This window comes from Glutamicibacter sp. AGC46 (assembly GCF_053543715.1).
On the sequence record NZ_JBLVOJ010000025.1, the window covers coordinates 176,648 to 200,866 of the forward strand.

23 protein-coding genes and 1 tRNA gene are annotated in these 24,219 nt (G+C 62.6%); 19 read left to right on the forward strand and 5 right to left on the reverse strand.

What is annotated here, in order from left to right; translation table 11 throughout:
• Positions 1-29: 29 nt before the first annotated feature.
• A complete protein-coding gene (locus ACNPM8_RS15800; protein ID WP_448940176.1) occupies positions 30-653 on the reverse strand; it encodes a vitamin K epoxide reductase family protein in 624 nt (207 codons plus the stop codon).
• A gap of 606 nt (positions 654-1,259) precedes the next feature.
• Between ACNPM8_RS15800 and ACNPM8_RS15805 the strand changes: the two genes are divergently transcribed.
• From ACNPM8_RS15805 to ACNPM8_RS15875, 15 genes are all read left to right on the forward strand, one after another.
• Positions 1,260-4,103 (forward strand): Rne/Rng family ribonuclease, encoded by a 2,844-nt coding sequence (locus tag ACNPM8_RS15805; protein ID WP_448940423.1) that lies wholly within the window; start codon positions 1,260-1,262, stop codon positions 4,101-4,103.
• 228 nt (positions 4,104-4,331) lie between these two features.
• Complete coding sequence (gene rplU / locus ACNPM8_RS15810) at positions 4,332-4,640, forward strand: 50S ribosomal protein L21 (RefSeq protein ID WP_013349163.1); 309 nt, start codon at positions 4,332-4,334, stop codon at positions 4,638-4,640.
• 48 nt (positions 4,641-4,688) lie between these two features.
• Positions 4,689-4,943 carry a 50S ribosomal protein L27 gene (rpmA, locus tag ACNPM8_RS15815; RefSeq protein WP_013349162.1) on the forward strand — a complete coding sequence of 85 codons (255 nt, stop codon included), beginning with the start codon at positions 4,689-4,691 and terminating at the stop codon, positions 4,941-4,943.
• 124 nt (positions 4,944-5,067) lie between these two features.
• Positions 5,068-6,657, forward strand: a complete 1,590-nt coding sequence (obgE, locus tag ACNPM8_RS15820; RefSeq protein ID WP_105658495.1) for a GTPase ObgE — start codon at positions 5,068-5,070, stop codon at positions 6,655-6,657.
• 3 nt (positions 6,658-6,660) lie between these two features.
• Complete coding sequence (gene proB, locus ACNPM8_RS15825; RefSeq protein WP_105658496.1) at positions 6,661-7,818, forward strand: glutamate 5-kinase; 1,158 nt, start codon at positions 6,661-6,663, stop codon at positions 7,816-7,818.
• A 16-nt stretch (positions 7,819-7,834) separates the two neighbouring features.
• Positions 7,835-9,121: a glutamate-5-semialdehyde dehydrogenase gene (locus ACNPM8_RS15830; RefSeq protein WP_448940424.1), complete on the forward strand. Its 1,287-nt coding sequence runs from the start codon at positions 7,835-7,837 to the stop codon at positions 9,119-9,121.
• A gap of 118 nt (positions 9,122-9,239) precedes the next feature.
• Positions 9,240-9,452: a hypothetical protein gene (locus tag ACNPM8_RS15835; RefSeq protein WP_105658498.1), complete on the forward strand. Its 213-nt coding sequence runs from the start codon at positions 9,240-9,242 to the stop codon at positions 9,450-9,452.
• A 2-nt stretch (positions 9,453-9,454) separates the two neighbouring features.
• A complete protein-coding gene (nadD, locus tag ACNPM8_RS15840; RefSeq protein ID WP_105658499.1) occupies positions 9,455-10,060 on the forward strand; it encodes a nicotinate-nucleotide adenylyltransferase in 606 nt (201 codons plus the stop codon).
• A gap of 82 nt (positions 10,061-10,142) precedes the next feature.
• Complete coding sequence (locus ACNPM8_RS15845; protein WP_448940177.1) at positions 10,143-11,525, forward strand: hypothetical protein; 1,383 nt, start codon at positions 10,143-10,145, stop codon at positions 11,523-11,525.
• A 57-nt stretch (positions 11,526-11,582) separates the two neighbouring features.
• Positions 11,583-11,963 carry a ribosome silencing factor gene (rsfS, locus tag ACNPM8_RS15850; protein WP_105658500.1) on the forward strand — a complete coding sequence of 127 codons (381 nt, stop codon included), beginning with the start codon at positions 11,583-11,585 and terminating at the stop codon, positions 11,961-11,963.
• Positions 11,964-12,035: 72 nt separating this feature from the next.
• Positions 12,036-12,108, forward strand: a tRNA-Ala gene (locus ACNPM8_RS15855).
• Positions 12,109-12,219: 111 nt separating this feature from the next.
• Positions 12,220-13,956 (forward strand): DUF222 domain-containing protein, encoded by a 1,737-nt coding sequence (locus tag ACNPM8_RS15860; RefSeq protein WP_448940178.1) that lies wholly within the window; start codon positions 12,220-12,222, stop codon positions 13,954-13,956.
• A 108-nt stretch (positions 13,957-14,064) separates the two neighbouring features.
• Positions 14,065-15,156, forward strand: a complete 1,092-nt coding sequence (locus tag ACNPM8_RS15865) for a magnesium and cobalt transport protein CorA (RefSeq protein ID WP_448940179.1) — start codon at positions 14,065-14,067, stop codon at positions 15,154-15,156.
• Entirely contained in the window at positions 15,138-15,797 is a 660-nt protein-coding gene (locus tag ACNPM8_RS15870; RefSeq protein WP_448940180.1) for a GyrI-like domain-containing protein, read from the forward strand. Before ACNPM8_RS15865 ends, ACNPM8_RS15870 begins: the two co-directional genes overlap by 19 nt.
• Before the next feature lie 14 nt (positions 15,798-15,811).
• Positions 15,812-16,486, forward strand: a complete 675-nt coding sequence (locus ACNPM8_RS15875) for a DNA alkylation repair protein (protein WP_448940181.1) — start codon at positions 15,812-15,814, stop codon at positions 16,484-16,486.
• 33 nt (positions 16,487-16,519) lie between these two features.
• On the opposite strand, the gene ACNPM8_RS15880 is transcribed toward ACNPM8_RS15875, so the two are convergent.
• The 3 genes from ACNPM8_RS15880 to ACNPM8_RS15890 form a co-directional block, all read right to left on the reverse strand.
• Positions 16,520-17,896 (reverse strand): amino acid permease, encoded by a 1,377-nt coding sequence (locus ACNPM8_RS15880; protein WP_105658504.1) that lies wholly within the window; start codon positions 17,894-17,896, stop codon positions 16,520-16,522.
• Entirely contained in the window at positions 17,893-18,954 is a 1,062-nt protein-coding gene (gene hisC, locus ACNPM8_RS15885) for a histidinol-phosphate transaminase (protein ID WP_448940182.1), read from the reverse strand. Before hisC ends, ACNPM8_RS15880 begins: the two co-directional genes overlap by 4 nt.
• A 209-nt stretch (positions 18,955-19,163) precedes the next feature.
• Positions 19,164-19,670: an Lrp/AsnC family transcriptional regulator gene (locus ACNPM8_RS15890; RefSeq protein WP_133833499.1), complete on the reverse strand. Its 507-nt coding sequence runs from the start codon at positions 19,668-19,670 to the stop codon at positions 19,164-19,166.
• A gap of 135 nt (positions 19,671-19,805) precedes the next feature.
• Here ACNPM8_RS15890 and ACNPM8_RS15895 point away from each other — a divergent pair, with 135 nt between their 5' ends.
• The 4 genes from ACNPM8_RS15895 to ACNPM8_RS15910 all read left to right on the forward strand — a co-directional run bounded on the left by ACNPM8_RS15895 (position 19,806) and on the right by ACNPM8_RS15910 (position 23,250).
• A complete protein-coding gene (locus ACNPM8_RS15895) occupies positions 19,806-20,654 on the forward strand; it encodes an SDR family NAD(P)-dependent oxidoreductase (RefSeq protein ID WP_448940183.1) in 849 nt (282 codons plus the stop codon).
• Positions 20,655-20,729: 75 nt separating this feature from the next.
• Positions 20,730-21,605: a VOC family protein gene (locus tag ACNPM8_RS15900; RefSeq protein ID WP_105661415.1), complete on the forward strand. Its 876-nt coding sequence runs from the start codon at positions 20,730-20,732 to the stop codon at positions 21,603-21,605.
• 10 nt (positions 21,606-21,615) lie between these two features.
• Complete coding sequence (locus tag ACNPM8_RS15905) at positions 21,616-22,614, forward strand: epimerase (RefSeq protein WP_448940184.1); 999 nt, start codon at positions 21,616-21,618, stop codon at positions 22,612-22,614.
• A 9-nt stretch (positions 22,615-22,623) separates the two neighbouring features.
• Complete coding sequence (locus ACNPM8_RS15910) at positions 22,624-23,250, forward strand: pentapeptide repeat-containing protein (protein ID WP_105658509.1); 627 nt, start codon at positions 22,624-22,626, stop codon at positions 23,248-23,250.
• On the opposite strand, the gene ACNPM8_RS15915 is transcribed toward ACNPM8_RS15910, so the two are convergent.
• Complete coding sequence (locus tag ACNPM8_RS15915) at positions 23,234-24,154, reverse strand: LysR family transcriptional regulator (protein WP_105658510.1); 921 nt, start codon at positions 24,152-24,154, stop codon at positions 23,234-23,236. The two genes, ACNPM8_RS15910 and ACNPM8_RS15915, sit on opposite strands and share 17 nt — an antisense overlap.
• Positions 24,155-24,219 lie beyond the last annotated feature (65 nt).

Genomic DNA, 24,219 nt, shown 5'->3' on the forward strand with positions numbered 1-24,219 from the left:
CCCCCGCAGGTGGGCATGGAAGCCGGGCTCTAGCCGAAGAAGGCGAGCGGGAAACGCAGGACGACCGATGCGGCAACGAGCGCCCAGATGACGGCGGTAATGATCCAGCTCCACTCGGCGAAGAACTTCTTCACGCCGGCTCCAGCAGGAATCACGCCGGTAAGCACATTGCGTGCGGTCGTGAACACGAACAAGGGAATCGTCATGGCCCACACGACCATGCAGTAAGGGCACAGGGCGTTGATTTCATACAGGGCCTGGGACCAGAACCAGATCACCAAGCCCATAGCGGCGGTGATGCCCAGCTGGAAGCACAGCCAGAACCAGCGCTTCAGGTTTGTTGCGCCGGCCAGCAGGGCGAAGCCGATGGCGATAACAACAGCGAAGCAAACGATCCCGAAGAAGGGATTGGGGAATCCGAAGATTCCTGCCTGCTCGGATTTCATCACGGTGCCACAGGAGATCCAGGGATTGACGTCGCAACTGGTGATGTAGTCGGGGTTCTTGTACAACTCCAAGCGTTCCAGGACCAGGATTCCGGCGGCGAACCAAGAGATCAATCCCGTAACGATGATGAACAGCCCGAAGCCGCGTTCCTTAGCCCACCAGGGCAACACGCCCGAGCCGTGGCTATTTTCTTGTGATGAAACCATGTTTTGACTATTCCATAAGTTCATAGGAAAGCGGGTTATTCCGCCAAGGCCTTTTTCATCCTAGGAAGCATTTCTGTGCATCTGGTGAGAAGCAATGAACAAGGCGTGAACGAAATATGAGAGAATGGGAATGGTTGTTCGCGGATCCACAGTCTGCTTTCAACCCGACGATAGACTTTTGAAACAACAGATCGACAGGCGATGCATCGCTTCGGTTGAGTGCCCAATATGTGCGCCTCCCGGGGGAATACCGCGGATCGTAGGGCTGCAAAGGAAAGCAGCCGGTTTTCTTAGGCCACGTTGATCCGCAGGATTTGCGCCTGGTTCAGAAATTTGGACCAGCGTCGAACCCGCGGAAAATAGCGAGCTTTTGTGTCCGGACTACTGGAAGATAAGTAGGCCAAGCGACACGTGATGATTGTAGTTTCAGCAACGGCGCCGTCTGTGGAGGATGCCCGAGCGGGACATAGTAGGAGTACGCGAATTTAAATGAGCGCAGCAAATCAACGAAAGGGCGGAACGCAAGGTAATAAGCGGGGCAACCGTTCAACACGAGCCCGCCGTACCAGTGTTTCAACCACACCCGCGCGACCACTGCGTCGCGCCATGACCCTGGCCGAACTCAATGCCGCTGCCGGCGTCGAGGAAAGCCCATACCGCTGGCGGGCCACCCGCCGCACCCAGATTTCCACCCCTGATTCCACCAAGCGGGCCAGCCGCCAGGCCGAACGCCGGGCGCAGGCAGTGCGCAATACCGCGAATGACGAGGCCGTAGAGGTCGCCGCGGCCAAGCAGGAAGACGTCCAGGACAAGCAGGAAGACGTCCAGGAGCAGAGCGCTGAAATCGCTGCCCCGGCCGAGCAGGAAGTTGCACCGGTTGAGGAAGCGAACGACGTTGACCAGACCGGCATGCTGCTGGCCGAACACGGCAGCACCATGATCTTGAATCCTTTCGCCGTGCCGGAAACAGCTCAGGCTGTTCTGGCCCAGGCTGTTGCGAAGAAGCAGGAACCTGCTCGCCGCGCAGCTGCCGCAGATCCCGAGGCAGACGCCGATGCCGACGACGTGACTTCGCGCCGCCGCCGCCGCCGTCGCCGCGGGGAAGTGGATCTGGAACTTGAGGGCGGCTCGCAGGATGATCCGCCGAACACCGTTACCCGTGTGCGCGCCCCGCGTGGCAGCATCGAAAGCCACAGCTCGGTCAACGACAAGGTCGCTTCGGTGCGCGGTTCCACCCGATTGGAAGCCAAGCGCCAGCGCCGCCGCGAATCACGCGAAACCGGTCGCCGCCGCCAGGTGATCACCGAGGCCGAGTTCCTGGCCCGCCGCGAATCCGTCGAGCGCAAGATGATCGTGCGCCAGCGCGAGGACCGCATCCAGATCGGCGTACTGGAAGATGGAGTGCTTGCAGAGCACTTCGTCTCCAAGACCCAGCAGGATTCGCTGATCGGCAACGTGTACGTCGGCAAGGTGCAGAATGTGCTGCCATCCATGGAAGCTGCTTTCGTGGATATCGGCCGCGGCCGCAACGCCGTGCTGTACGCAGGCGAAGTGAACTGGGACGTAGCCGCTCTCGAAGGCGCGCCGCGCCGCATTGAGAACGCCCTGAAGGCTGGCGACTCGGTCCTGGTACAGGTCACCAAGGACCCGGTAGGCCACAAGGGCGCCCGGCTGACCAGCCAGATCTCCCTGCCTGGCCGCTACCTGGTCTACGTGCCAGGTGGTTCGATGACCGGCATCTCGCGCAAGCTCCCTGATGTCGAACGCCAGCGCCTGAAGAAGATCCTGAAGGACCACCTGCCGGAAAACGCGGGCGTCATCGTGCGCACCGCCGCCGAAGGCGCTTCCGAGGAAGAACTGACCAACGATATCAACCGGCTGCGTGCGCAGTGGGAAGGCATCGAAGAGCAGGCCAACTCCACCAAGACCCTGGCTCCGGAACTGCTGTACTCGGAACCCGATCTGACCATCAAGGTGGTCCGCGACGTCTTCAACGAGGACTTCACCAAGCTGATCGTCTCCGGTGACCACGCCTGGGACACCATCGAGGCCTACGTCATGTACGTGGCACCGGATCTGATGGGCCGCCTGGAGAAGTGGGAAGCCGAAGAGGACATCTTCGCCAACTTCCGTGTGGACGAGCAGATCGCCAAGGCGCTGGACCGCAAGGTCTTCCTGCCTTCGGGTGGTTCGCTGGTCATCGACCGCACCGAAGCGATGACCGTCATCGACGTGAACACTGGTAAATTCACTGGTTCGGGCGGCAACCTCGAAGAGACCGTGACCAAGAACAACCTGGAAGCGGCCGAAGAAGTGGTCCGCCAGCTGCGCCTGCGTGACATCGGCGGCATCATCGTCATCGACTTCATCGACATGGTCCTGGAATCCAACCGCGATCTGGTGCTGCGCCGCCTGGTGGAGTGCCTGGGCCGCGACCGGACCAAGCACCAGGTTGCTGAAGTGACCTCGCTGGGTCTGGTCCAGATGACGCGCAAGCGCATGGGCACCGGCCTGCTCGAAGTCTTCGGTGAAGAGTGCGAGCACTGTGCAGGTGCTGGCTTCATCACCCACGAAGAGCCAGTTGAATCGCGCAAGACCTTCAACTCGCAGGGCGAAGCGCACAGCAAGAAGTTCAACGACAAGCCAAGCCGCAACTTCCGCCGCCGTCGTGGCGGCGAGAAGGACGAGCAGAAGCCAGTTGAGAAGCAGGAGCCGGCAGCAGGGGAGAAGGACGAAGCCACGCGCAACGCCCTGGCCAGCATTGCCGCCGCTTCGCACCTGGATGCCGCTGCTGAAAACGCAGTGAGCATCGAGGGCGAACAGATTCCTGTGGCCAAGTCCGCGGCGTCTGCGCAGGGCACCGAGGCCTCGGTTACCCTGGAAGCGCTGGAAGCAGCGTTGCCGGGCCAGGATGAGTCCAGCGACGAGCAGGACGGCAGCCGCAAGCCGCGCCGCCGTTCACGCTCCCGTGGACGCGGACGCAACCAGTCCGAGGAAAACGCTTCGGGCAACGAGGAAGCTCAGGCCAACCAGGAACAGCAGGCTGCTCCTGAACCTGTTGCCGCCTCGACGTCCGAGGACCAGCCGCGCAAGCGTTCACGCCGTGCTTCGCGTCCGCAGGAAGCGGCACAGCAGGACCAGCCGGTGCTCACCGGCCTGGCCATGCCTGCTGCCAGCGCGCCTGCTGAGTCCAGCAGCCCCGCGGCTTCCGTCCCAGTTGCCGCCACCGCGGCAGCCCCACAGAATTCCACGAAGCCAAAGCGTCGCAGTCGTCGGGCCACCTCGGTCCAGGGCGATGCGACTGCAGAGGTTCTCGTGGCAGAGGTATCCGCCGCTACCGGTTCGGTAGTTCAGATGGATGCCTCCGGTTCGCAGAAAGATAAGCCAGCTGAGCCTGCCGGGCAACCGGTAATGCTCGGTGTGGGTGTTCCAGTACGCGAACTGAAATAGATGAACTTGATCACGCTTCCCTCGCTGGGGCAGTTTGTATTTGCTCCAGCGGTGTGGACTAGCGTAATCTAGTTGATCGGTGCTAAACGCCAAGATCACGGACTTTTGGTCCGCTCGGCGTCAAGGCACAAGCGCATGAGATCCCCGGGATCGCATCCACTTTGTGGGTGTTCGGGTCGATATCTGCGCCGGTAAGACAATAAACGTCGAGTAGAAGTGAGTACCCACGTGGTGTACGCAATTGTCCGCGCAGGCGGCCACCAGGAGAAGGTTTCCGTTGGAGACCTCATCACCGTTGACCGTCTTCAGGCTGCCCCAGGCAGCTCCATCGAGCTTCCAGCTTTGCTGTTGGTAGATGGCGAGAAGGTAACTTCCGCAGCTGCCGATCTGGCTAAGGTCACGGTCACCGCTGAGGTTGTAGAAAACCTTCGCGGCGAGAAGATCGTAATCCAGAAGTACAAGAACAAGACCGGTTACAAGAAGCGCCAGGGCTTCCGTGCCGCTCTGACCAAGGTCAAGGTCACCTCGATCGCCTAATTCAGGCAATCGTAGAATCCATTTTTGTAGCGAAAGAGGCTAAAAGGCATGGCACATAAGAAAGGTGCGAGTTCCACTCGCAACGGTCGCGATTCCAACGCACAGTACCTAGGCGTAAAGCGCTATGGTGGACAGGAAGTCAAGGCAGGCGAAATCATCGTTCGCCAGCGTGGCACCCACTTCCACCCAGGCGCCGGCGTAGGCCGTGGCAAGGATGACACCCTGTTCGCATTGGCTGCTGGCGCAGTCGAGTTCGGCACCCGTCGTGGTCGCCGCGTGGTGAACATTGTGGCTGCTGCCTAATTCAGGCAACAGGCAAATTTTTTAGTACACAAGGGGTGGGCCGATTTCGGTCCGCCCCTTGCGTGCATAGTTAGACTTTTAAGCGAGTATCCCTCGCAACCCCGTACTAGGAGAAGATGGCCCCGTGGCTGCATTCGTTGATCGCGTAACCCTTCATGTCACCGCAGGTAATGGTGGCCACGGTTGTGTGTCCATCAAGCGTGAGAAATTCAAGCCGCTTGGCGGTCCCGACGGCGGCAACGGCGGCAAGGGCGGAGACATCATCCTGCGCGTCGACCCCCAGGTCACCACGCTGCTGGACTTCCACCACCTGCCGCACCGCAAGGCCGGCAACGGCGAGCCGGGCAAGGGCGGTCTGCACCCGGGCAAGAGCGGCGAGGACCTGGTCCTGGGCGTACCTGCCGGCACCGTCATCAAGACCAAGGACGGCGACATCCTCGGCGACCTGGTCAAGCCGGGCGATGAATACATCGCCGCAATAGGCGGCATGGGCGGCCTGGGCAATGCGTCCATCGCCTCGGACAAGCGCAAGGCCCCGGGCTTCGCGTTGCTGGGCATTCCCGGAACCGGCCAGGATATTGTCCTGGAACTGAAGTCCATGGCGGATATCGCGCTGGTGGGCTACCCATCGGCCGGCAAATCCTCGCTGATCGCCGCCGTGTCCGCGGCACGCCCGAAGATCGCCGACTACCCGTTCACCACCCTGGTGCCCAACCTGGGTGTCGTCGAAGCAGGCGAAACCCGCTTCACTGTCGCCGACGTGCCTGGCCTGATCCCTGGAGCCTCCGAAGGCAAGGGGCTGGGCCACGAGTTCCTGCGCCACGTTGAGCGCTGTGCCGCCATCGTGCACGTGCTGGACTGCGCCTCGCTGGAAGCGGACCGCGACCCAATCAGCGACCTGGACATCATCGAAGCAGAGCTGGCCAACTACGAAGCCGACTCCACCTTCGCCGGTACCGACGGCACCATCGTGCCGCTGATCGAGCGCCCGAAGCTGATCGCACTTAATAAGGTTGACATGCCAGACGGTGCCGACATGGCTGAATTCGTGCGCCCTGAGTTGGAAAAACGCGGTTACCGCGTCTTCGAGATCTCCGCGCTCTCGCGTAACGGATTGCGTGATCTGTCCTTCGCTATGGCTGAATTGGTAGAGCAGGCACGCGCTGAACAGGTTGTTGAAGCTCCAGTAGTCGAGGTGCCTGTGATTCGTCCACGTACCACCAAGCGTGCCGAGTTCACCATCCGCCGCGAGGAGCAGAACTTTGAGCCAATGTGGCGAGTTATCGGTGAAAAGCCGGAACGCTGGATTATGCAGACCGATTTCCGCAACGATGAAGCTGTCGGCTACCTGGCTGACCGCCTGGCCAAGCTGGGCGTCGAAAACCAGCTGTTCAAGGCCGGTGCCAAGCCAGGGGACGCGGTAATCATCGGCGCCGAGGACAACGCAGTGGTCTTCGATTGGGAGCCAACTATGGCAGCTGGCGCCGAACTGCTCGGTGGCAGCCGACGCGGCGAGGACATCCGCCTCGAGGATCGCGGCGATCGCAAGACCCGCGAGGAAAAGCGTGCCGAGCACGAAGAGCGCCGGGCGGCCAAGGCATCGGCTCGCGCCGAGCTGGAAGCCGAACGCAAGGCCGGCGTCTGGACCGAATCGGTTGACTCCAAGTACGGACGAAAGACTGCGGAACCAAAGGCAACCCAGGAGGAAAATTAAAGTATGAGTGAAAGTGCCACCAAAACAATTTCAGCCATTACCTCGCCCCACCAACTGCCTCAAGCCAAGCGCTTAGTGGTCAAAGTTGGATCCAGCTCGCTGACCACGGTCAGCGGCGGGATATCCCACGAGCGGTTGAAGTTCCTGGTGGACACTCTCGCTGAAACTGTCAACAACGGTACCGAGGTCATTCTTGTATCCTCAGGTGCCATTGCCGCCGGTCTGGCCCCGCTCGGGTTGGCCAAGCGTCCCAAGGACCTTGCCACCCAGCAGGCCGCGGCGGCCGTTGGCCAGGGTCTGCTGCTGGCGCAGTACACCCAGCTTTTCGATGAGTACGACCAGCGCGTAGGCCAGGTGCTGCTCACCGCCGACGACCTGATGCGCCGCTCTTCCTACACCAACGCGCTGCGCTCCCTGGTTCGCTTGCTGAACCTGGGCGTGCTGCCCATCGTGAACGAAAATGACGCGGTCGCCACCCGCGAAATCCGCTTCGGCGACAACGACCGCCTCGCCTCGCTGGTGGCCCACCTGGTCAAGGCCGACGCGCTGCTGCTCTTCTCCGACGTGGACTCGGTCTACGACGCGCACCCTGATGACGGCGGCAGCCGCATCACCACCATCGAGCACCCCGACGAACTCGAAGCGGTGGACCTGGGCACCCCGGGGGCAGCCGGAGTCGGCACCGGCGGCATGATCACCAAGGTCGATGCCGCGACCCTGAGCTCCTCGGCGGGCATTCCTACCCTGGTGACCAGCACCGACAATGCCGCCAAGGCGCTGCGCGGACAGGATGTAGGCACCTGGTTCGCCGCCCGCAACTCCCGCCGTTCGGCCCGCGACGTCTGGCTGGCCTATCTGGCTTCCATCGAAGGCAAGCTGATCCTGGATGCCGGCGCAGTCAAGGCCATCGAAAAGGGAACCAACTCGCTGCTGGCAGCCGGCATTACCGCCGTCCGCGGGGAATTCGAGGCTGGCGACGCCGTAGAGATCTGCGACGCGGAAGGAACCCCCTTCGCTCGCGGGCTGGTGAACTTCAGCTCCCATGAACTGCCCGAGATGCTCGGACACAACACCACGGATCTGGTTGAAGAGCTGGGCGAAGGTTACGACAGATCAGTAGTGCATGTTGACGACCTAGCTTTGATCGAACCCATTTTCTAGAATGAGGAGCATGAGTATGGATGCCGTAAACACCGAAGAAACGACCACCGACGTCACCACCTCGGTCCACCAGCTGGCCGACCGTGCACGCCGCGCCGCACGGATCCTCAAGCGCGCCAACCGCGACTGGAAGGACCGCGCCCTCGCGGCCATGGCTTCGCGCATCGACCAGAACCGTGCGATGATCCTGCGCGCCAACGAGCAGGACCTGGCTGCCGGCCGCGCCAATGGCACCTCCGAGGCCCTGCTGGACCGGTTGAAGCTCGATGGCAAGCGCATCGACGGCCTGATTTCCGCGCTGCATGAACTCGCTGGCCTGCCCGACCCGGTCGGTCGCGTGGTGCGCGGGGAAACCCTGCCCAACGGCCTGCGCATGCGCCAGGTCAACGTCCCGCTGGGCGTCATCGGCACCATCTACGAAGCGCGTCCGAACGTCACCGTGGACATCGCCGGCCTGGCGCTCAAGAGCGGCAACTCGGTGCTGCTGCGTGGCGGTTCGGCGGCGCTGAACTCCAACCAGGCGCTGGTCGCGGTGATCCGCGACGCGCTGGAGTCCGTCTCCCTGCCCCGCGACATCGTGATCTCGGTCGACGAATTCGGCCGCGCCGGTGCCGACGCCATGATGGGCGCGCGCGGAAAGATCGACGTGCTCATCCCGCGTGGCGGCCGCGAGCTGATCCAGCGCGTGGTCACCACCGCCAAGGTCCCGGTAATCGAAACCGGCGAAGGCAATGTGCACATCTTCCTCGACGCGAGCGCCGACGAGGAAATGGCCGTCGATATCCTGCTCAACGCGAAAACCCACCGCCCCAGCGTCTGCAACACCGTGGAGACCCTGCTGGTCCACAAGGATGCCGCTGTGGCCCCGGCAGTGCTGCAGGCCCTGGCCGCAGCCGGCGTGAGATTGCACACGGACGACCGTGCCGCCGCGCTGGTTCCGCAGGTGCCGACCATCCCGGCGGGGGAGGATGACTGGCGCAACGAGTACCTGGACCTGGATATCGCGGTGAAGGTCGTCGATGGCATGGACCAGGCCCTGGAGCACATCCGCGCCTACTCCACCGGCCATACCGAGGCGATCATCACCTCCACGCTGGCTGCTTCCGAGCAGTTCGTGGCGGAGATCGACTCGGCTGCGGTGATTGTCAACGCCTCGACCCGGTTCACCGACGGCGGGCAGCTGGGCCTGGGCGCAGAAGTAGGCATCTCGACCCAGAAGATGCACGCTCGCGGCCCGATGGGCCTGGCCGAACTGACCACGACCAAGTGGATCGTCCAGGGCGACGGGCACATTCGCAAATAGTTTCTGACCGCCCTTTTCGGTACGATGTAGAAGAAACGTACCGTTACTTTTCGAGCTACTGATCCAGCCGCCCAGGTTGCTGGCTTAGCGAACTCGTGAAAACGACTGGAGAATTATCTTGAACGCGCTGATTTTGGCTTCGGAAGCCGCTTCCACCGGCATGGATCCTCACACTTTCGCTGTGATCGTCGGTGGGGGCATCTTCGCAGCACTGATGGTCCTGCTGCTGATTACCGTTTCCTACACCAACGTAGGCAACCGCCACGAAGCAAAGCCTGAACCAGAGGACACCCACCGCCAGTTCAAGACTCACGTACCACATAGCCACTAGTCTTGGCAGAGCAAAAGCCTCAAGACCGCCCATTGCGCCTCGGCGTGATGGGCGGTACTTTTGACCCCATCCACAATGGCCACTTGGTCGCTGCCAGCGAGGTAGCCGCCGAGTACGGCCTGGATGAGGTCGTTTTCGTGCCCACCGGCCAGCCTTGGCAGAAGGCCGATCGCCAGGTCACCAGCGCTGAGCACCGCTACCTGATGACCGTGATCGCCACCGCGTCGAACCCGCGCTTCACCGTAAGCCGGGTCGACGTCGACCGCGAAGGCGCCACCTACACGCGTGACACCTTGCTCGATCTGCGCGCCTTGCGCCCGGATGCGGAGCTCTTCTTCATTACCGGTGCCGACGCGATGAGCCAGATCATGAGCTGGCGCGACATCGACCAGGTCTTCGACCTCGCCCACTTCGTTGGCGTGAGCCGCCCTGGCTATGTCATCGCGGATGTGGGTCGCGACAATGTCTCGCAATTGGAAATTCCGGCACTGGCAATTTCCTCTACCGATTGCCGGGAGCGTGTCGCCGCCGACAAGCCGGTTTGGTATCTTGTGCCGGACGGTGTGGTGCAGTACATTGCAAAATATGGGCTGTATACCGAGTCGTAACCTCACATAAGGTGGGGTAGCACGGCATAATCTCTAGGTAAGGGTGACGGTATTTGTCTATGCGGTCGGGAGAAGTATCAGGATGAGCGATAACTCGCAGCCGGTTTCAAGCAGGCGAGCTCTGCGCGAAAAACGACGTGCTGAGATGGAAGCTTTGCTGGCCAACAGCAAGGCCGAGCAGGCAGCCAAGGAGCACGCGTCGAAAAGCGCGGAAAAAGCCGAGGATTCGGCGAAGCCAGCGAAATCTGACGCGACCCCAAAGGCCAAGCCGGCACCCAAGGCAGAGCCAGCAAAACCAGCTCCAGCCAAGCCGCAGCCGGCTAAGCCTGCACCCAAGCCAGAGCCGGCAAAATCAGCTCCAGCCAAGCCGCAGCCGGCCAAGCCAGCCGCCAAGGCCGCAGGTGCCAAGCCAGAAGCGGCCAAGCCGGCTGGAGCCCCAGCCAAGGCTCCCAGCGCAAAGCCTGCAGCTGAGCCAGCTAGCGCACCACAGTCCGAAGAGTCCCTGGGTGAACGGGCGTCGTTGCGCCGTGCCCGTGACCGCGAGGCCTTGCGCGAGCGTCGTCGACTGGAAGAAGAGGTCGGCGCGCTGACCACTAATATTCCAACGGTCGCCCCCGCGGAGGAACCTAAGCCGCTGACCCGCCGTCAACTGCGCCTCCAGGCGCTGGCAGACCAGGGCAAGGCCGAGTCGAAGGCCCCGGCCGCCAAGAAGCCTGCGCCCAAGGAAGACGCCCCGGAGACTACGGTCATGAGCGTCGAGCAGGCGCTAGCCGCCCGCCGTGCCCACGCGCCGAAGACCCCGGTCGATCCAAACCTGCTGGGGGAGGACGACTCCGAGATCGATCTCGAAGTGCTCGCCCACCAGCGTGAAATGGCAGCCCGCGCGGCCATCATTTCCCGCCGTGCCGCGGAACGTGAACGCCTGCGCATCCAGAATGCCAACCAGGGCAAGGACGACAAGGCCTCCGATCCTTTCACCGGCGCCATGGGCAACATTCGCGAGGTCGAGGACCGCATCGCCAAAACCGGCGTGCAAGGGCCCAAGACCCAGAGTGTTTCGCTGGACTTCAACGCCGGCGGCAAGCTCAGCTCCAAGAAGGACGAAGCGGCACCAGCAGCCAAGAAGCCTATGGCCAAGCCGGCGCCCAAACCCGCAGCGAAGGCCCCCGCCAAGCCTGCGGCCAAGGCACCGGCCAAGCCTGCAGCCAAGCCAGTTGCAAAACCAGCCGCTAAGCCTGCGCCAAAGGCGCCGGCGGATCAGAAGGCTGAAACCCATACGGCCCAACCGGCCCCGGACGTTGACATGCCACGCATCGATGCGGTCAATGCACAGGGATTGCAGCCACTTGACGTGCAGGCGCACGGCCTCCGCCGCGCCAATAACATGCTGATCGCGATGATCGTCGCCCTCAGCGTGGGCGGTGCAGCATTGATTGCTGGCTTGATCATGTTGCTTGGCAACTAGTTTTCGTAGGACAATTAGGTTCTCGATCTACACCTCTATAAGGAGACACTCCACTCTATGGGAGCACACGCAGAATCAATTGCCCTCGTGAAAGTTGCCGCGCACGCGGCTTCCGAGAAGATGGCAGAAAACATGGTCGCGCTGGACGTTGCCGACCGCTTGGGCGTCACCGACGCTTTCTTGATTGTCTCTGGTGGATCAGAACCTCAGGTGAACGCAATCGTCGATGAAATCGTCGCTGAGGTGCTCGACGAGTACAGCATGCGTCCGATTCGCCGTGAAGGCTTCGGCCAGGGCCGCTGGGTCCTGCTGGACTACGGCGACGTAGTCGTCCACGTTCAGCACCAGGAAGACCGCATCTTCTACGCGCTCGAACGCCTGTGGGCCGACTGCCCAGTCATCGAGCTGCCTGAGGAACTTTCTGAAAACCAGAAGTAACCCTCAATTTGCATCCTGATCAGGTAGTCATCTATGATTATGGAGTTGCCTGATCAGGGCAGCAATCCTTTTGGGGGTATGGCGCAGTTGGTAGCGCGTCTGCATGGCATGCAGAAGGTCAGGGGTTCGAATCCCCTTACCTCCACAAATTAAAATCCTGAAATTTCGGTTTGTCCGAGATTTCAGGATTTTTTGTTTTCCACAAACCGTGTTGCCCACCGCCGGTGCCCGCGATGCCCACGGCATGCTGTATCCCATGAGCACAGTGACGGCACAAGCACTATCGAATCTGGTCGAGGCGGGCAAGCTAATCGCCTTGGCTACTTCGATCCTGTCCGGCGACGTACCGGCCGGCCACGCTGCGATATTCGCGCTGTATGTCGAGGAAATCAACCAAAAGCTCAGTCGGGCACAGATCCACGCAGCTCATGCCATACGCCGCACCGGTGCACACAAACTTGATCAGGCCTCCTTCCAAGCGATCAGCGATGCTGGTGTCGATCCCACGCTGGAACAACTTGAAGCCGCCGAAGGACATGCCACTACCGGGCGCACCCATTTCAAAGACGCCAAAGGCATGATGACCGACTGGCTGAATATTCCGCGCGGCACTGCAGGAACTCGGCTAGTCCAAGCCGACTGCCTGCTAGGTGGTGTCGATCAAGCAGGGCAACCGGTAGAGCCGTGGCTCCCGGAGCTAGCCGTGCAATTCGAAGCCCCGAATGTGGACCCGCGATTGGTAGCTTCTACGGCCTTGAAGCTGCATTCGGCACGTAATGATTTCGGCGACGATGAAACCGGCCAGGCGGAGAAAGCGCGATTGGAAGCAGAATCAGTCGCTTTCCTGCGCTCAGAACCCAAATCGGCTCGTAAGCACATCAATGACTTGGTGGCTCAGGTGAAAGCCGGCAAACGCCCGCTGAAAGCTCTGCTGGAGCGCATTGGCATCTTCAAGAAGGGCATGCGCCAGGGCCTGATCGAGTATACGCTTCGTGTGTTGCCCTCCCAGGCGGCGTATATCGAGGCCTACTTCGCGCAACTGGACAATCCTGCCACCGTGGCCGGGAACAGGGACGGCTTGAAAGACGCCGAGGCTCAATTCACGGGTCAGCAGGACTCCGGTTGGGACGATGCGGAGTCCAAACCGGACTGGGCAAAAGACGATCCGGTGGCGGACGAAGAAACCGAAGACGATAGTCCGCCGGCAGACAACAACGAACAAGTTTCGGAGACCTCGGATGACGAGGAAGAATGTTGCCGGCCGGGGGATCCTGAAGAACGTAATACTGAATCAGCTACCAATGGTGCAGTCACTCCATGGGAGGATTTGAAGCCCGAGCGACGCCGTTTAGTTGGATTCATGGCAATGCTGATGAGTGACAGGACGAGCACCAGTGACCCGCCGGGTCAACGTGCTGGGTTGGTCGCACCGCAGGTGAGCATCATTCTGAATTGGGACAAGATGCAAGAGCAAGCACAAGACTTCGCGGTCACCAGCAGTGGGATGTCCTTGTCTGCTGGTGAAGTCAGAACTGCGCTGTGCAATGCCGGAGTGTATCCGGTAGTGCTCAATGGCCAGAGCCTGCCCCTCGATTTAGGCCGGACGCAACGACTGTATTCGAAGTCCCAGCGCCGTGCGATCCGAGCCGCCTACCGGGGCTGTTCCTATCCTGGATGCAGCATGCCCGTAGAACGGTGCGAAATTGATCATCTGGACGCGTGGGAAAAGGGTGGACGAACGGATATCAAGTCTGCCGGGTTGAATTGCCTGATACACCACACTGCCCGGCATTGCGGGTTGTTCCACGCGGTGAAGATTCCGGAGAGCAGGCCGATGGTATTGCTTTCACCAGAATTGGATCCGGAACAGAAATTGCGGATCAATACGTATTTCATGACTCCCGCAGAGGCATTGGAAGCTGAAGCGTTGGCGGATGAAACGACAGCGAAGTGGCGCGCGGGGGAGCTGGACGTAGAAATCGTCGAACCTTGAGATCCCCCTAGCAAGATTCAGCCGCCGACGAGCGGAGGACCGTTTCAGCGCCGATATTCTCGCCGGAGTTGCGATACTTGAATGAACGAAGATCATTCAGGAGCAAAAATGTCACGTGTTCAACGCCGGGCCGCGGATGCCCGACCATTCTTCGGTACCCAGAATTCGTCTCATACGTCAATGACCGTCCGCTATATTGACGATGGCACCGTAGCGACTGCTCCGGAAGGAACCAGCGCCGCCGATGCGCTGGCGTTCGGCCAGACTGGTGATCAGCGCATTGCTTTGTCCTTGTATCCCACACCAGATGAAGCTGACATCCACGATCTCACCGAGGCGTGGGAACTGCATCCAGTGCTGGCCGAAGACCTCGTGCACGCCCGCCAGCGGCCTAAACTCGAACGCTACGGCGAGGTGCTCCTGCTGGTAGTTCGCTCAGCGTTGTACCTCGATGAATCCGAAGAAGTCGAGCTGTCCGAGTTCCACATCCTGATGCGCAAAGGCGCTGTGGCGGTGCTCTGCCAGGACCACCGGTGGATCGACGGCACAGACGGCGAGGAATTCGTCGAGTCAATCAGGAACGGCAAGCTTCGCAAGGACCAGGTGCTGCTCAAAGACCCGGAGCTGCTCCGGTTGGGCGCCGAAGCAGTGCTGTACCGGATACTTGATGCGATTGTTGATGGATACGCCCCCGTGCTCCACGGCCTGGGGATCGACAAGGAGCAGATCGAACGGCAAGTCTTCAGTGGCGATGCCGCAGTCACCGAACGCATTTATCGCCTCAGCCAAGAAGTGATCGACATGCAGCATGCGACCGCGTCATTGCTGGAGGTCGTGCAATCGCTCGACGACGGGTTCAAGAAGTACCCGGTGCCCGCTGAGCTGGAAACCTACCTGCAGGATGTCACTGACCACCTCACCCGCGCGCATACCCAAGCCGTGGAATACCGGGATGCGCTATCGCAGATCTTGAGCGTCAATTCCACCCTCGTAGCCCAGCGCCAAAACGAGGACATGAAGAAGATTTCCGGTTGGGCAGCGATCCTCTTCGCCCCGACCTTGATTGCAGCGATTTACGGGATGAACTTCGAGAACATGCCAGAACTGCATTGGACCTTCGGCTACCCGATTGCGGCCGGCCTCATGCTGGGATTTGCTGCCGCACTATATGGTGTATTCAAATGGCGCAAGTGGTTCTGAGCGGAAAGATTCCAGGGGAGACATTGACGGCGAAAATCGACTTCAAGAAGTCGCTGGACAGCTATCGGTCCGTGGCCGGGCAGTTCCGTGTCCTGCAGCTGCCAGCGATGCACTACCTGATGTTCGATGGATCAGGTGACCCGAATACCAGCAACTTGTACCAGCAAGCCCTGCAAACCTTGTATCCGGTGGCCTACAAACTCAAATTCGCGAGCAAGGCGCAGGGCAAGGACTATGTCGTCCCGCCGCTGGAAGGCTTGTGGTGGGCCGAGGACATGGCGGTCTTTACCGAACGGAGAGACAAGGAACAGTGGAGCTGGACCATGATGCTGATGGTCCCGGCGTGGATCAACGAGGACGACTACGCGACGGCTCTGGAAACCGCCCAGGCGAAGAAGCCGTTGCCTTGCCCTGGGCGCATCCGGTTCCAGTCGCTTGCTGAAGGCCAATGCGTGCAGACGCTGCACATTGGCCCCTACGATGCAGAAGCCGAAATCCTGGCCGCGATGCACCACGAATTAATACCCGGCCAGGGACTGCGCATGACTGGCAGGCACCACGAGATCTACCTCGGCGACCCTCGTAGGGTGGCACCGGAAAAGCTTCGCACGATCCTGCGCCAACCCGTTGAGCCCAACTAGCGAGAGGAAAATAGATGGAACTGGCACCCCAGAGCACAGTTGCCCAAGTGCAACAGGCACTGGCCGAGTTCGAAGACCCCAAGTACCGCGCGGTCAATGAGAAGCACGGCGATGATTTCGGCGTGAATCTAGGCAAGCTCCGCGCCTTGGCCAAGTCGTTGAAGAGCAACCAGGAGCTTGCCGAGGAACTCTGGGCCACCGGCGAAACCGCAACCCGGCTGGTCGCGCTGCTGATCGCCAAACCACGGAGCTTTACCTTGGAGCAGCTGCAGGTGTGGAGCCAAGGCGCCAGCACTCCCAAGGTCCAAGCATGGTTCCTGAGCTACATCGTCAAGAAATCCAAGCTGCTCGAGGAGCTCCGCCTGCTGCTCATGAGCCAGAGCGACCCGGTACAGCTGGCTGCCGGCTGGGAGCTGACTGCCCACCAGGTAGTCAAGGCCCCGGAACTGCTGGACCTGGAACAGCTGCTTGACACGATCGAAGCCCGAATGAGCGCCGCACCGGATCGCCTGCAGTGGGCGATGAATACGACCCTGGCGCACATCGGCATCGAGCATGAGCATTTGCGCCGACGTGCCCTGGCCATCGGCGAGACCTTGCAGGTGCTGGCGGACTACCCGACCTCCGCCGGGTGCATTTCACCATTCGCTCCCATCTGGATCACCGAAATGGCCAAAAGAAAAGCTTAGGTCCAGCAATCGCTGGACCTAGGCTTCCGGGAGCTAGGCGTCCGCCGGTTCCTCGCGCTTATCGCGCAGCGCGATCTTGGAGATCACCCAGATCACGGCGGTCAGCCCGCCGGTGAGCAGCAGCTGGGTGCGCGCCGCGGGATCAGTCATCGCGATGGCGACAATCGCCGCAAGGACGATGATCGTAGCGATCGACAGGCCCGGGAAACCCCACAGCCGCAACGGCAGATGCCCGCCATCGCGGTCCGCGCGGCGACGCAGGATCAGCTGCGTCACGGCAATGAACGCCCAGATGAAGATGATGGTCGAACCCACCACGTTCAGCAAGATCGGCATCACAGCCTCGGGCCAGATCCAGTTCAGGCCCACGGCCAGGAAGGAGAAGGCCACGGAGGCGATCACGGCCTTCGACGGCACGCCCTTGCCGGTCACGTGGGTGACGGCGCTCGGGGCGAGCTTGCGCTGGCCCAGCGAGTACAGCATGCGCGAGGAACCGTAGATATTCGCGTTCATCGCCGAAAGCAAGGCGACCACGACCACGGCGTTCATCAAGAAGCCCACGCCTGGAATGTGCATGACATCCAGTGCAGCCGCAAATGGGCCGTCCACGATCGCCGGATCATTCCAGGGCACCAGGGCGACAATGACCAGGATCGAGCCGAGGTAGAAGAACAGGATACGCATCATCACGGACTTGACCACGCGCTTGATGTTGCCGGCCGGGTCCTTGGACTCGGCGGCCGCGATGGACACCACCTCGGTACCGCCGAAGGAGAAGATGACGATCAGGACTGCGGCGGCGATGCCGGCCATGCCACCGGGGGCGAAGCCGCCATGGGCGGCCAGATTGGCGAAGCCAACTGGTTCCGGCGTCGGGATCACCCGGGTCAGCACCAAGGCGCCGAAGACCAGGAACGCGATGATCGCAGCCACCTTGATCACGGCAAACCAGTATTCGAAACGGCCGTAATTCCTTACGCCGAGCAGATTCGCTCCGGTCAGGACCACCACGAAGCCGAGCACCCATGCCCACTGCGGGAAGGCCGGAACCCAGCCGGCGGTAATGGCCGCGGCCCCGGTTGCCTCGGCCGCGATCACCACGACCAGCTGGATCCAGTAGAGCCAGCCCAGGGTGGACCCTGCGCTGCGCCCCATGGCTTGGCCAGCGAAGGTGGAGAACGCGCCGGAGGACGGATTGGCGGCTACCATCTCCGCGAGCATGGCCATGATCACGATGATCACGGTTCCAGCGATCAGGTAGGAGACCAGCACTGCCGGACCAGCGATGGAAATGGCCTGGCCGGAGCCGACGAACAGGCCAGCGCCGATCGCGCCGCCCAGGCCCATCATGGAGATCTGGCGCCGGGTCAGCCCGGTATGCAGCTGCTCGGGGGCTTTGACTGCGCTCACGCGGTGGCCTCCTGGACGGGCAGGGCCGCGAGCACGCGATCGACGTCGTGTGCGGTACCGGAGGAAATCCTCAACCCGTCTCCGGGGAAGGCGCGAACCACTACACCGCCGGCGGCGAGCTTGGCTTCAAGCTGTTCGGTTGACTCTCCGGCATCCACCCAGACGAAGTTCGCCTGCGACTTCACGACCGGGTACCCGGCAGCGGCCAGGCCCTCGTACATCCGCTCGCGCTGGGTGACGACTTCCTCGATGCGCAGCGACAGCTCGCCGATGGCGGCCAGCGAGGCCACCGCCGCGCGCTGTGCCAAGTCGGAGACGCCAAATGGCACGGCCACCTTGCGCAGGTTCCCGGCAACTTCCAGCGGGCTGATGGCGTACCCGACGCGCAGGCCAGCCAGGCCGTAGGCCTTGGAGAAGGTGTGCAACACGGCCACATGCGGGTACTTGCGGAACAGCTCGATGCCATCGGCCCGCACGGCCGAGCGGTCGAAGTGCACGTAGGCTTCGTCGACGACGACCAGCACGTTGCGCGGCACGGCATTGATGAACTCATCCAGCGCGCGGGCCTCCACCACCGTGCCGGTCGGGTTGTTCGGGTTGCAGATGAAGACCAATCGGGTCTTATCAGTGATCGCGGCCAGCATGGCGGGCAGATCGTGGCGGCTATCGGCATCCAGGGGCACCTCGACCGGGGTGGCGCCGGCGATCCGCACCAGTGAAGGATACGCCTCGAAGGAGCGCCACGCGTAGATGACTTCGTCGCCCTCGGCGGCAACCGCATGGATGATCTGGGCCGCGACCTCGACCGAGCCCGCGCCCAGGGTGATGTGCTCCGCCGGGACGCCGAACTGCGAGCTGAGGGCGCCGGTCAATTCGGGCGCCGCGATGCTCGGGTAGCGGTGGATCGTGGCCAGGCCCTCCTGGATGCTGGACAGCACCGAGGGCAGCGGGCTATGCGGGGATTCGTTGGATGAGAGCTTGGAGGCTCCAGCGGCTGCGGGCTTGCCCTGCTTGTAAGCGGGCACTTCCTGCAAGGAGGGGCGCTGGTGAAGGGTCATGAGTTTCCTCTCTGACTGCCAGAGCTGCACGAGGTTGGCAATCGTTCGTATGACAAAGCCGTGGTGCGTGGTCAGCGGTGGCCCTGCTCATATCCTCGCGTGTCGCGATTCACAAGCATCGACTGTAGGTTGAATGAATCTGCCGGCGCAATCGCAAACCCTGTTTCTATGCAGGCTGCATAGCAATCGCCGCCAATCAACCCATTTTACTAGTCAATCTGCCCAGTGTTTTCCACTTCTGCCTCGGCCCTAGCGCACGCTGCGACCAGTGGCAGTGTCCTTCCCTGGAAATGCTCGTGCAGGGCGAAGGAGGATGAGGTCCTTGCCACACCCGGCACCTTGTTGATGCGGTTGAAAATCGCCTGCAGGTCCTCGGGGGTCCGGGCCACAACGCGCAGCTGCAAGTCCGAACTGCCGGTCACGGTGTACATGTCGAGGATTTCCGGGATGGATTCCTCCAATGCGCTCGCGACCGGATCGTGCCCGTAGCGCTGGATGATCTCCACCTGGCAGAACGCGACCAGCGTGTACCCGAACCCCGCAGGCTTGACCCGCGGGACGATGCCCTGGATGACGCCGGCCTCGTGGAGCCGGGCCAGCCGGCTGCTGATCGTGCCGCGGGCAACACCCAAGCGCCGGGCGCACTCCATCACCGGAAGCATCGGCGATTCGGTGAGCAGTTCGATCAAATCCGCGTCCAGGCGGTCAATGCGCACGGTCGTCCTTTCGACGAGTCGGTCCAATGATCCAAGGCTAGCGGTGTTTGCTGGGCGAGCTCGATGAAAATGAGCTAAGTGTAATCCGCGCCACAGGCTAGGCTGTTGCCATACTGATCCTCAAGGAGTTCACTGATGGGCAAGACACCTCTCCAGTCGGTAGCCGGTTTGCACGTCCTTGTCACCGGGGCCGCGCAGGGCATGGGTTTGCTTTTCGCCAGGCAGGCTTGCGTCGAGGGCGCGGCACGGGTGGTCATCTGGGACATCGACGCGGCCAAGCTCGACGCGGCTGCCGAGGAGCTGCGCCAGCTCGACGGCACTGTCGAGACCCATGTGGTGGACCTTGCCGACCAGAGCCAAATCCAGCGCTACGCCGCCAAGGCGGTGGAGGGCGGGGGAATCGACGTGCTGGTCAACAACGCCGGGGTGGTCACCGGCACCTCCTTCGCGAAGCACAGCACCGCGCAGATCACCGCGGCCATGCAGGTGAACGCGCTCGCCCCGATGTACTTGACCCACGCCCTGCTTCCGCAGCTGGGCCGACGGGGCAAGGGCCGGGTGCTGACCATCGCCTCGGCAGCCGCGCTGGTGTCCAACCCGAATATGAGCGTCTACGCGGCCTCCCAGGCCGCGGCCCTGTCCTTCAGCGATTCGCTGCGGCTGGAGCTGGAAGGCAACGACCAGATCGCCGTGAGCACCATTTGCCCGACCTATATCAGCACCGGCATGTTCGCGGGCGCCAAGCCGTTGCTGCTGACCCCGATCCTGGAGCCGGAAGTCGTGGTGGACCGGGCGTGGCGGGCGATGCTTGCCGGCACGCCGCTGGTGCTGATGCCGTGGACCAGCAAGCTGGGCCAGCTGCTGCGCGGCGTGCTGCCGCGACCGGCCTGGGATTTCGTGGCCGGCAAGGTTATCGGCGTATACCGCTCGATGGACGAGTTCACCGGGCGAACAACGCGGGACGAGCAGATGAATCGGGGCTGAAAGTTCGCTGGCCCATCTGTTGCTGGAGGGCCCTGCGGGGTAGCTTTGGAGCATCGCCCAGCTAGGAGGACCGTCATGCAAAAGCTCACCGTCAATTTATGGATGCAAGGCACTGCAGAGGAAGCGGGGGAATTCTATGCCCGCGCCCTGCCGGAGGCAAAAACCGAAGTCGAATCGCGCTATCCCACCGAGGGCCTGCTGGAATTCCAGGAACCCTTCGCCGGCAAGGCGCTGACCGTTTCGCTGTGGGTGCGGGGAACCAAGATCACGCTGATCAACGCGGGCCAGGAATTCATGCCCAATCCGGCGATCTCGATCATCGTGGTCTTCAACGCCGGCCAGCGCGAGTCCCTCGATGCCACCTGGGCCGCGCTGCTGGAGGGCGGCACGGCGCTGATGCCGCTGGACACCTACCCGTTCAGCGCGCGCTACGGCTGGGTGAACGACAAGTACGGTGTCTCCTGGCAGCTGATGGAGTCCGATGAGCCCGTTGAGCCGCGCGCCTCGGTCTTTCCTGCGCTGATGTTCGGCGGTGCGGCCCAGAACCGCGCGGTCGAGGCCATCGAGTACTACAGCCAGGTGCTCGGCGCGAAGCTGGACAGCGCCTTCCCGTACGGGGAGCCGACCGAAGCCGCTACCGCCGAAGCGCTGATGTACGCCCAATTCACGCTCGGCGAGGATTGCGTTGCGGCCATGGATTCGGCCGTGCCGCAGGACTTCACCTTCACTCCCGGCGTCTCGCTGGAATGGCCATGCGATGGCCAGGCGGAGATCGACCGCGTCTGGGAGGCGCTGTCCGCGGTGCCTGAAGCCGAGGCCTGCGGCTGGCTGACCGACAAATTCGGGGTGAGCTGGCAGATCGTGCCCTCGAACATGGGCGAGCTGATGGAGCGACCCGGCGCATTCGAGCATATGCTGAAGATGAAGAAACTGGTGATCAACGACTTCTGAGCGGGGAACGATGCATAGCGCTGCACGGCGGGCGGTAGTGGCAGGAGCCAGCGGGTTCATTGGCGAACGGCTGATCGCGCAGCTGCGCGGGGCTGGATACCAGGTGGCGGTCATCGGCCGCGGCCGTACAGCGGATGCGCAGTGGGGCGATGGCCCGGCGCTGGCGGCACTCATCGATGGTGCAGAACTGCTGGTCAATCTGGCCGGGAAGAATGTCGGCTGCCGCTATCACGAGGCGGCGCGCAACGAGATCCTCGCCTCGCGCGTGGACACGACCCGCGCGCTGCACGAGGCAGTGTCCCAGGCAGCTGATCCGCCGGCGCTGTGGCTGAACGCGTCCACCGCGACCATCTACCGGCACAGCATGGACGCGCCGAACACCGAGGACGGCCGGATCGGCGAAGGGTTCTCGGTGGATGTGGCGCGCAACTGGGAACGCGAGTTCTTCCGCGGCGAGCTGCCCACGCGCCGGGTCGCCCTGCGCATGGCCATCGTGCTCGGCGACGGCCCGGCCACGCGCAAGCTGCTTGCCGTTGCACGGCTCGGGCTGGGCGGGGCGCAGCATGATAGCTGGTGGCCGGCGCATCGGCGCTACCGCGGCATCGGCCCGGATCCGAGCGGAGCCGAACGCAGTGGCTGGCACCGCACGCGCGGGAACCAGCGCTTCAGCTGGATCCACGTCGATGATGCGATCGGCGCGATCGGGCATATCATCGACCACCGCGAAATCACCGGCCCGGTCAACCTCAGCTCGCCGAACCCGGTTGCCAACCGGGCGCTGATGGCCTCGCTGCGCCGCGCCACCGGCGCGAAATTCGGGCTGCCCGCGTATCGTTGGATGCTGGAACCAGCCATGTTCGTGCTGCGCGTGGAACCGGAAATGCTGCTCAAGTCGCGCTGGGCGCTGCCCGGGGTGCTGCAGGGGACCGGGTACGAGTTCCGCTGGCCGCACCTGGATGCGGCACTGGATGACGTGGCCGGGAACCTGGCTGCGAAGCAAGCACTTTAAGGACGCGCATTGGCACCGAGAATCCGACGCTTCACCCTGCCCGAACTGGCCCCTGGCTACCGCGGGGATCTGGGCGATGACTACGTTGAACTGCTGCACTTCAGGGATTTCGATGAGCCGCTGGCGGCCGATGGCGCGCGGCTGGAGGAATGCCGTTTCAGCTCCGTGCAGATCGAGGCCTTGCGCAATGCCCGGCTGATCCAGTGCGAACTGGACCAATCCGGGGCTCCCGCCCTGCAAGCCGCTGGTGCGTTCCTCAACGATGTGCGGGTGACCCACAGCCGCTTCGGGTCTGCGGATTTCGCCGAGGCCCAGCTCGATGGCGTGGTATTCGAGAACTGCAAATTCGGCTGGCTGAATTTGCGCGGTGCAACGGTGCGCGATGTGCTCTTCGTCAATTGCCAATTCGAGGAGATCGACCTGGGCGGGCAGATCCAGCGCCTGGGCTTCGTCGATTCGCGGGCCGGGCAAATTACCGCTGCCGGGGCGCAATTGCGCGAGGTCGACCTGCAAGGGCTGGACTTCGCCCAGGCTGAGGGGGTCGACGGGTTGCGCGGGGCACGGATCAGTACGCTGCAGCTGAGCCTGCTCGCCGAGGCGATGGCCAGCCACCTGGGGATCAAGCTAGGGAGTTGATTTGCCCGTGGCCGGCGGCCAGCTGCTGCGCGGTTTCGGCCAGCAGCTGCGCCATGGCCGCGGCGGCTCGGGTCAATGAGACATCGCGCCGGTGCGCCAGCCCGATGGTGCGGGCCAGCGGTTCGCGCAAGGCAATGGAGCGCACTCCCGGAGCGTCCAGCGCCACCGTCGCCGGAACCACGGCGACTCCGAGCCCGCGCTGCACGAAGCGCAGCACCGCGTCCATCTCCCCGCCTTCCACGACGATATTGGGCACCAGGCCGGCGTTCTTGTAGGCCAAGGCGGTGCTGGCGCGCAGATCGTAGCTGTGCGAGAAGGCCAGCTGGGGCACCGGAGCCAACGCGCGCAAATCAAGCTCCTGGCCAGCCAGGTGCGGGTGCTCCAGTGCGTCGATGACCACCAATTCCTCTTCGAGCAGCGGCAGGTTCTCCAGATGGTTGTCGTTCACCGCATGCTCCGAGGTCACGATGAGCGCCAGATCCAGTGCGCCGCCGTCCAGCTGCTCCAGCAGCTTGTGCGAGCCCGCTTCGAAAATCTGCAGTTGCACCCCGGGGTAGCGGGTGCGGAAGATGGACAGCGCCTCGGCGACCAGCGACACGCACAGGGTAGGCGGGGCGCCCAGGCGCACCCGCCCGCGATGCAGCCCGGCCAGGTCGGCCATTTCGGTGCGGATGGACTCCTCGTCGGCCAGCATCCGGCGCGCACGGGGCAGCAATGCCTGCCCGGCGGCGGTGAGCGTGATGTTGCCGCGGGCCCGGTGGAACAGCTCGGAGCCCAGTTCCTGTTCCAGCGTGGCGATCTGCCGGCTGAGCGATGGCTGGGCCAGGTGCAGCTGCTCGGCGGCCCGGGTGAAGTGCCCCACTTCGGCGATGGCGGTGAAGCCGCGCAATTGCTCTAGGTTCATGGTGCATAGCCTACTGCTATCAACATCATGCCAATAATTCATTGGACGTATTCTGGGCGCGGGGC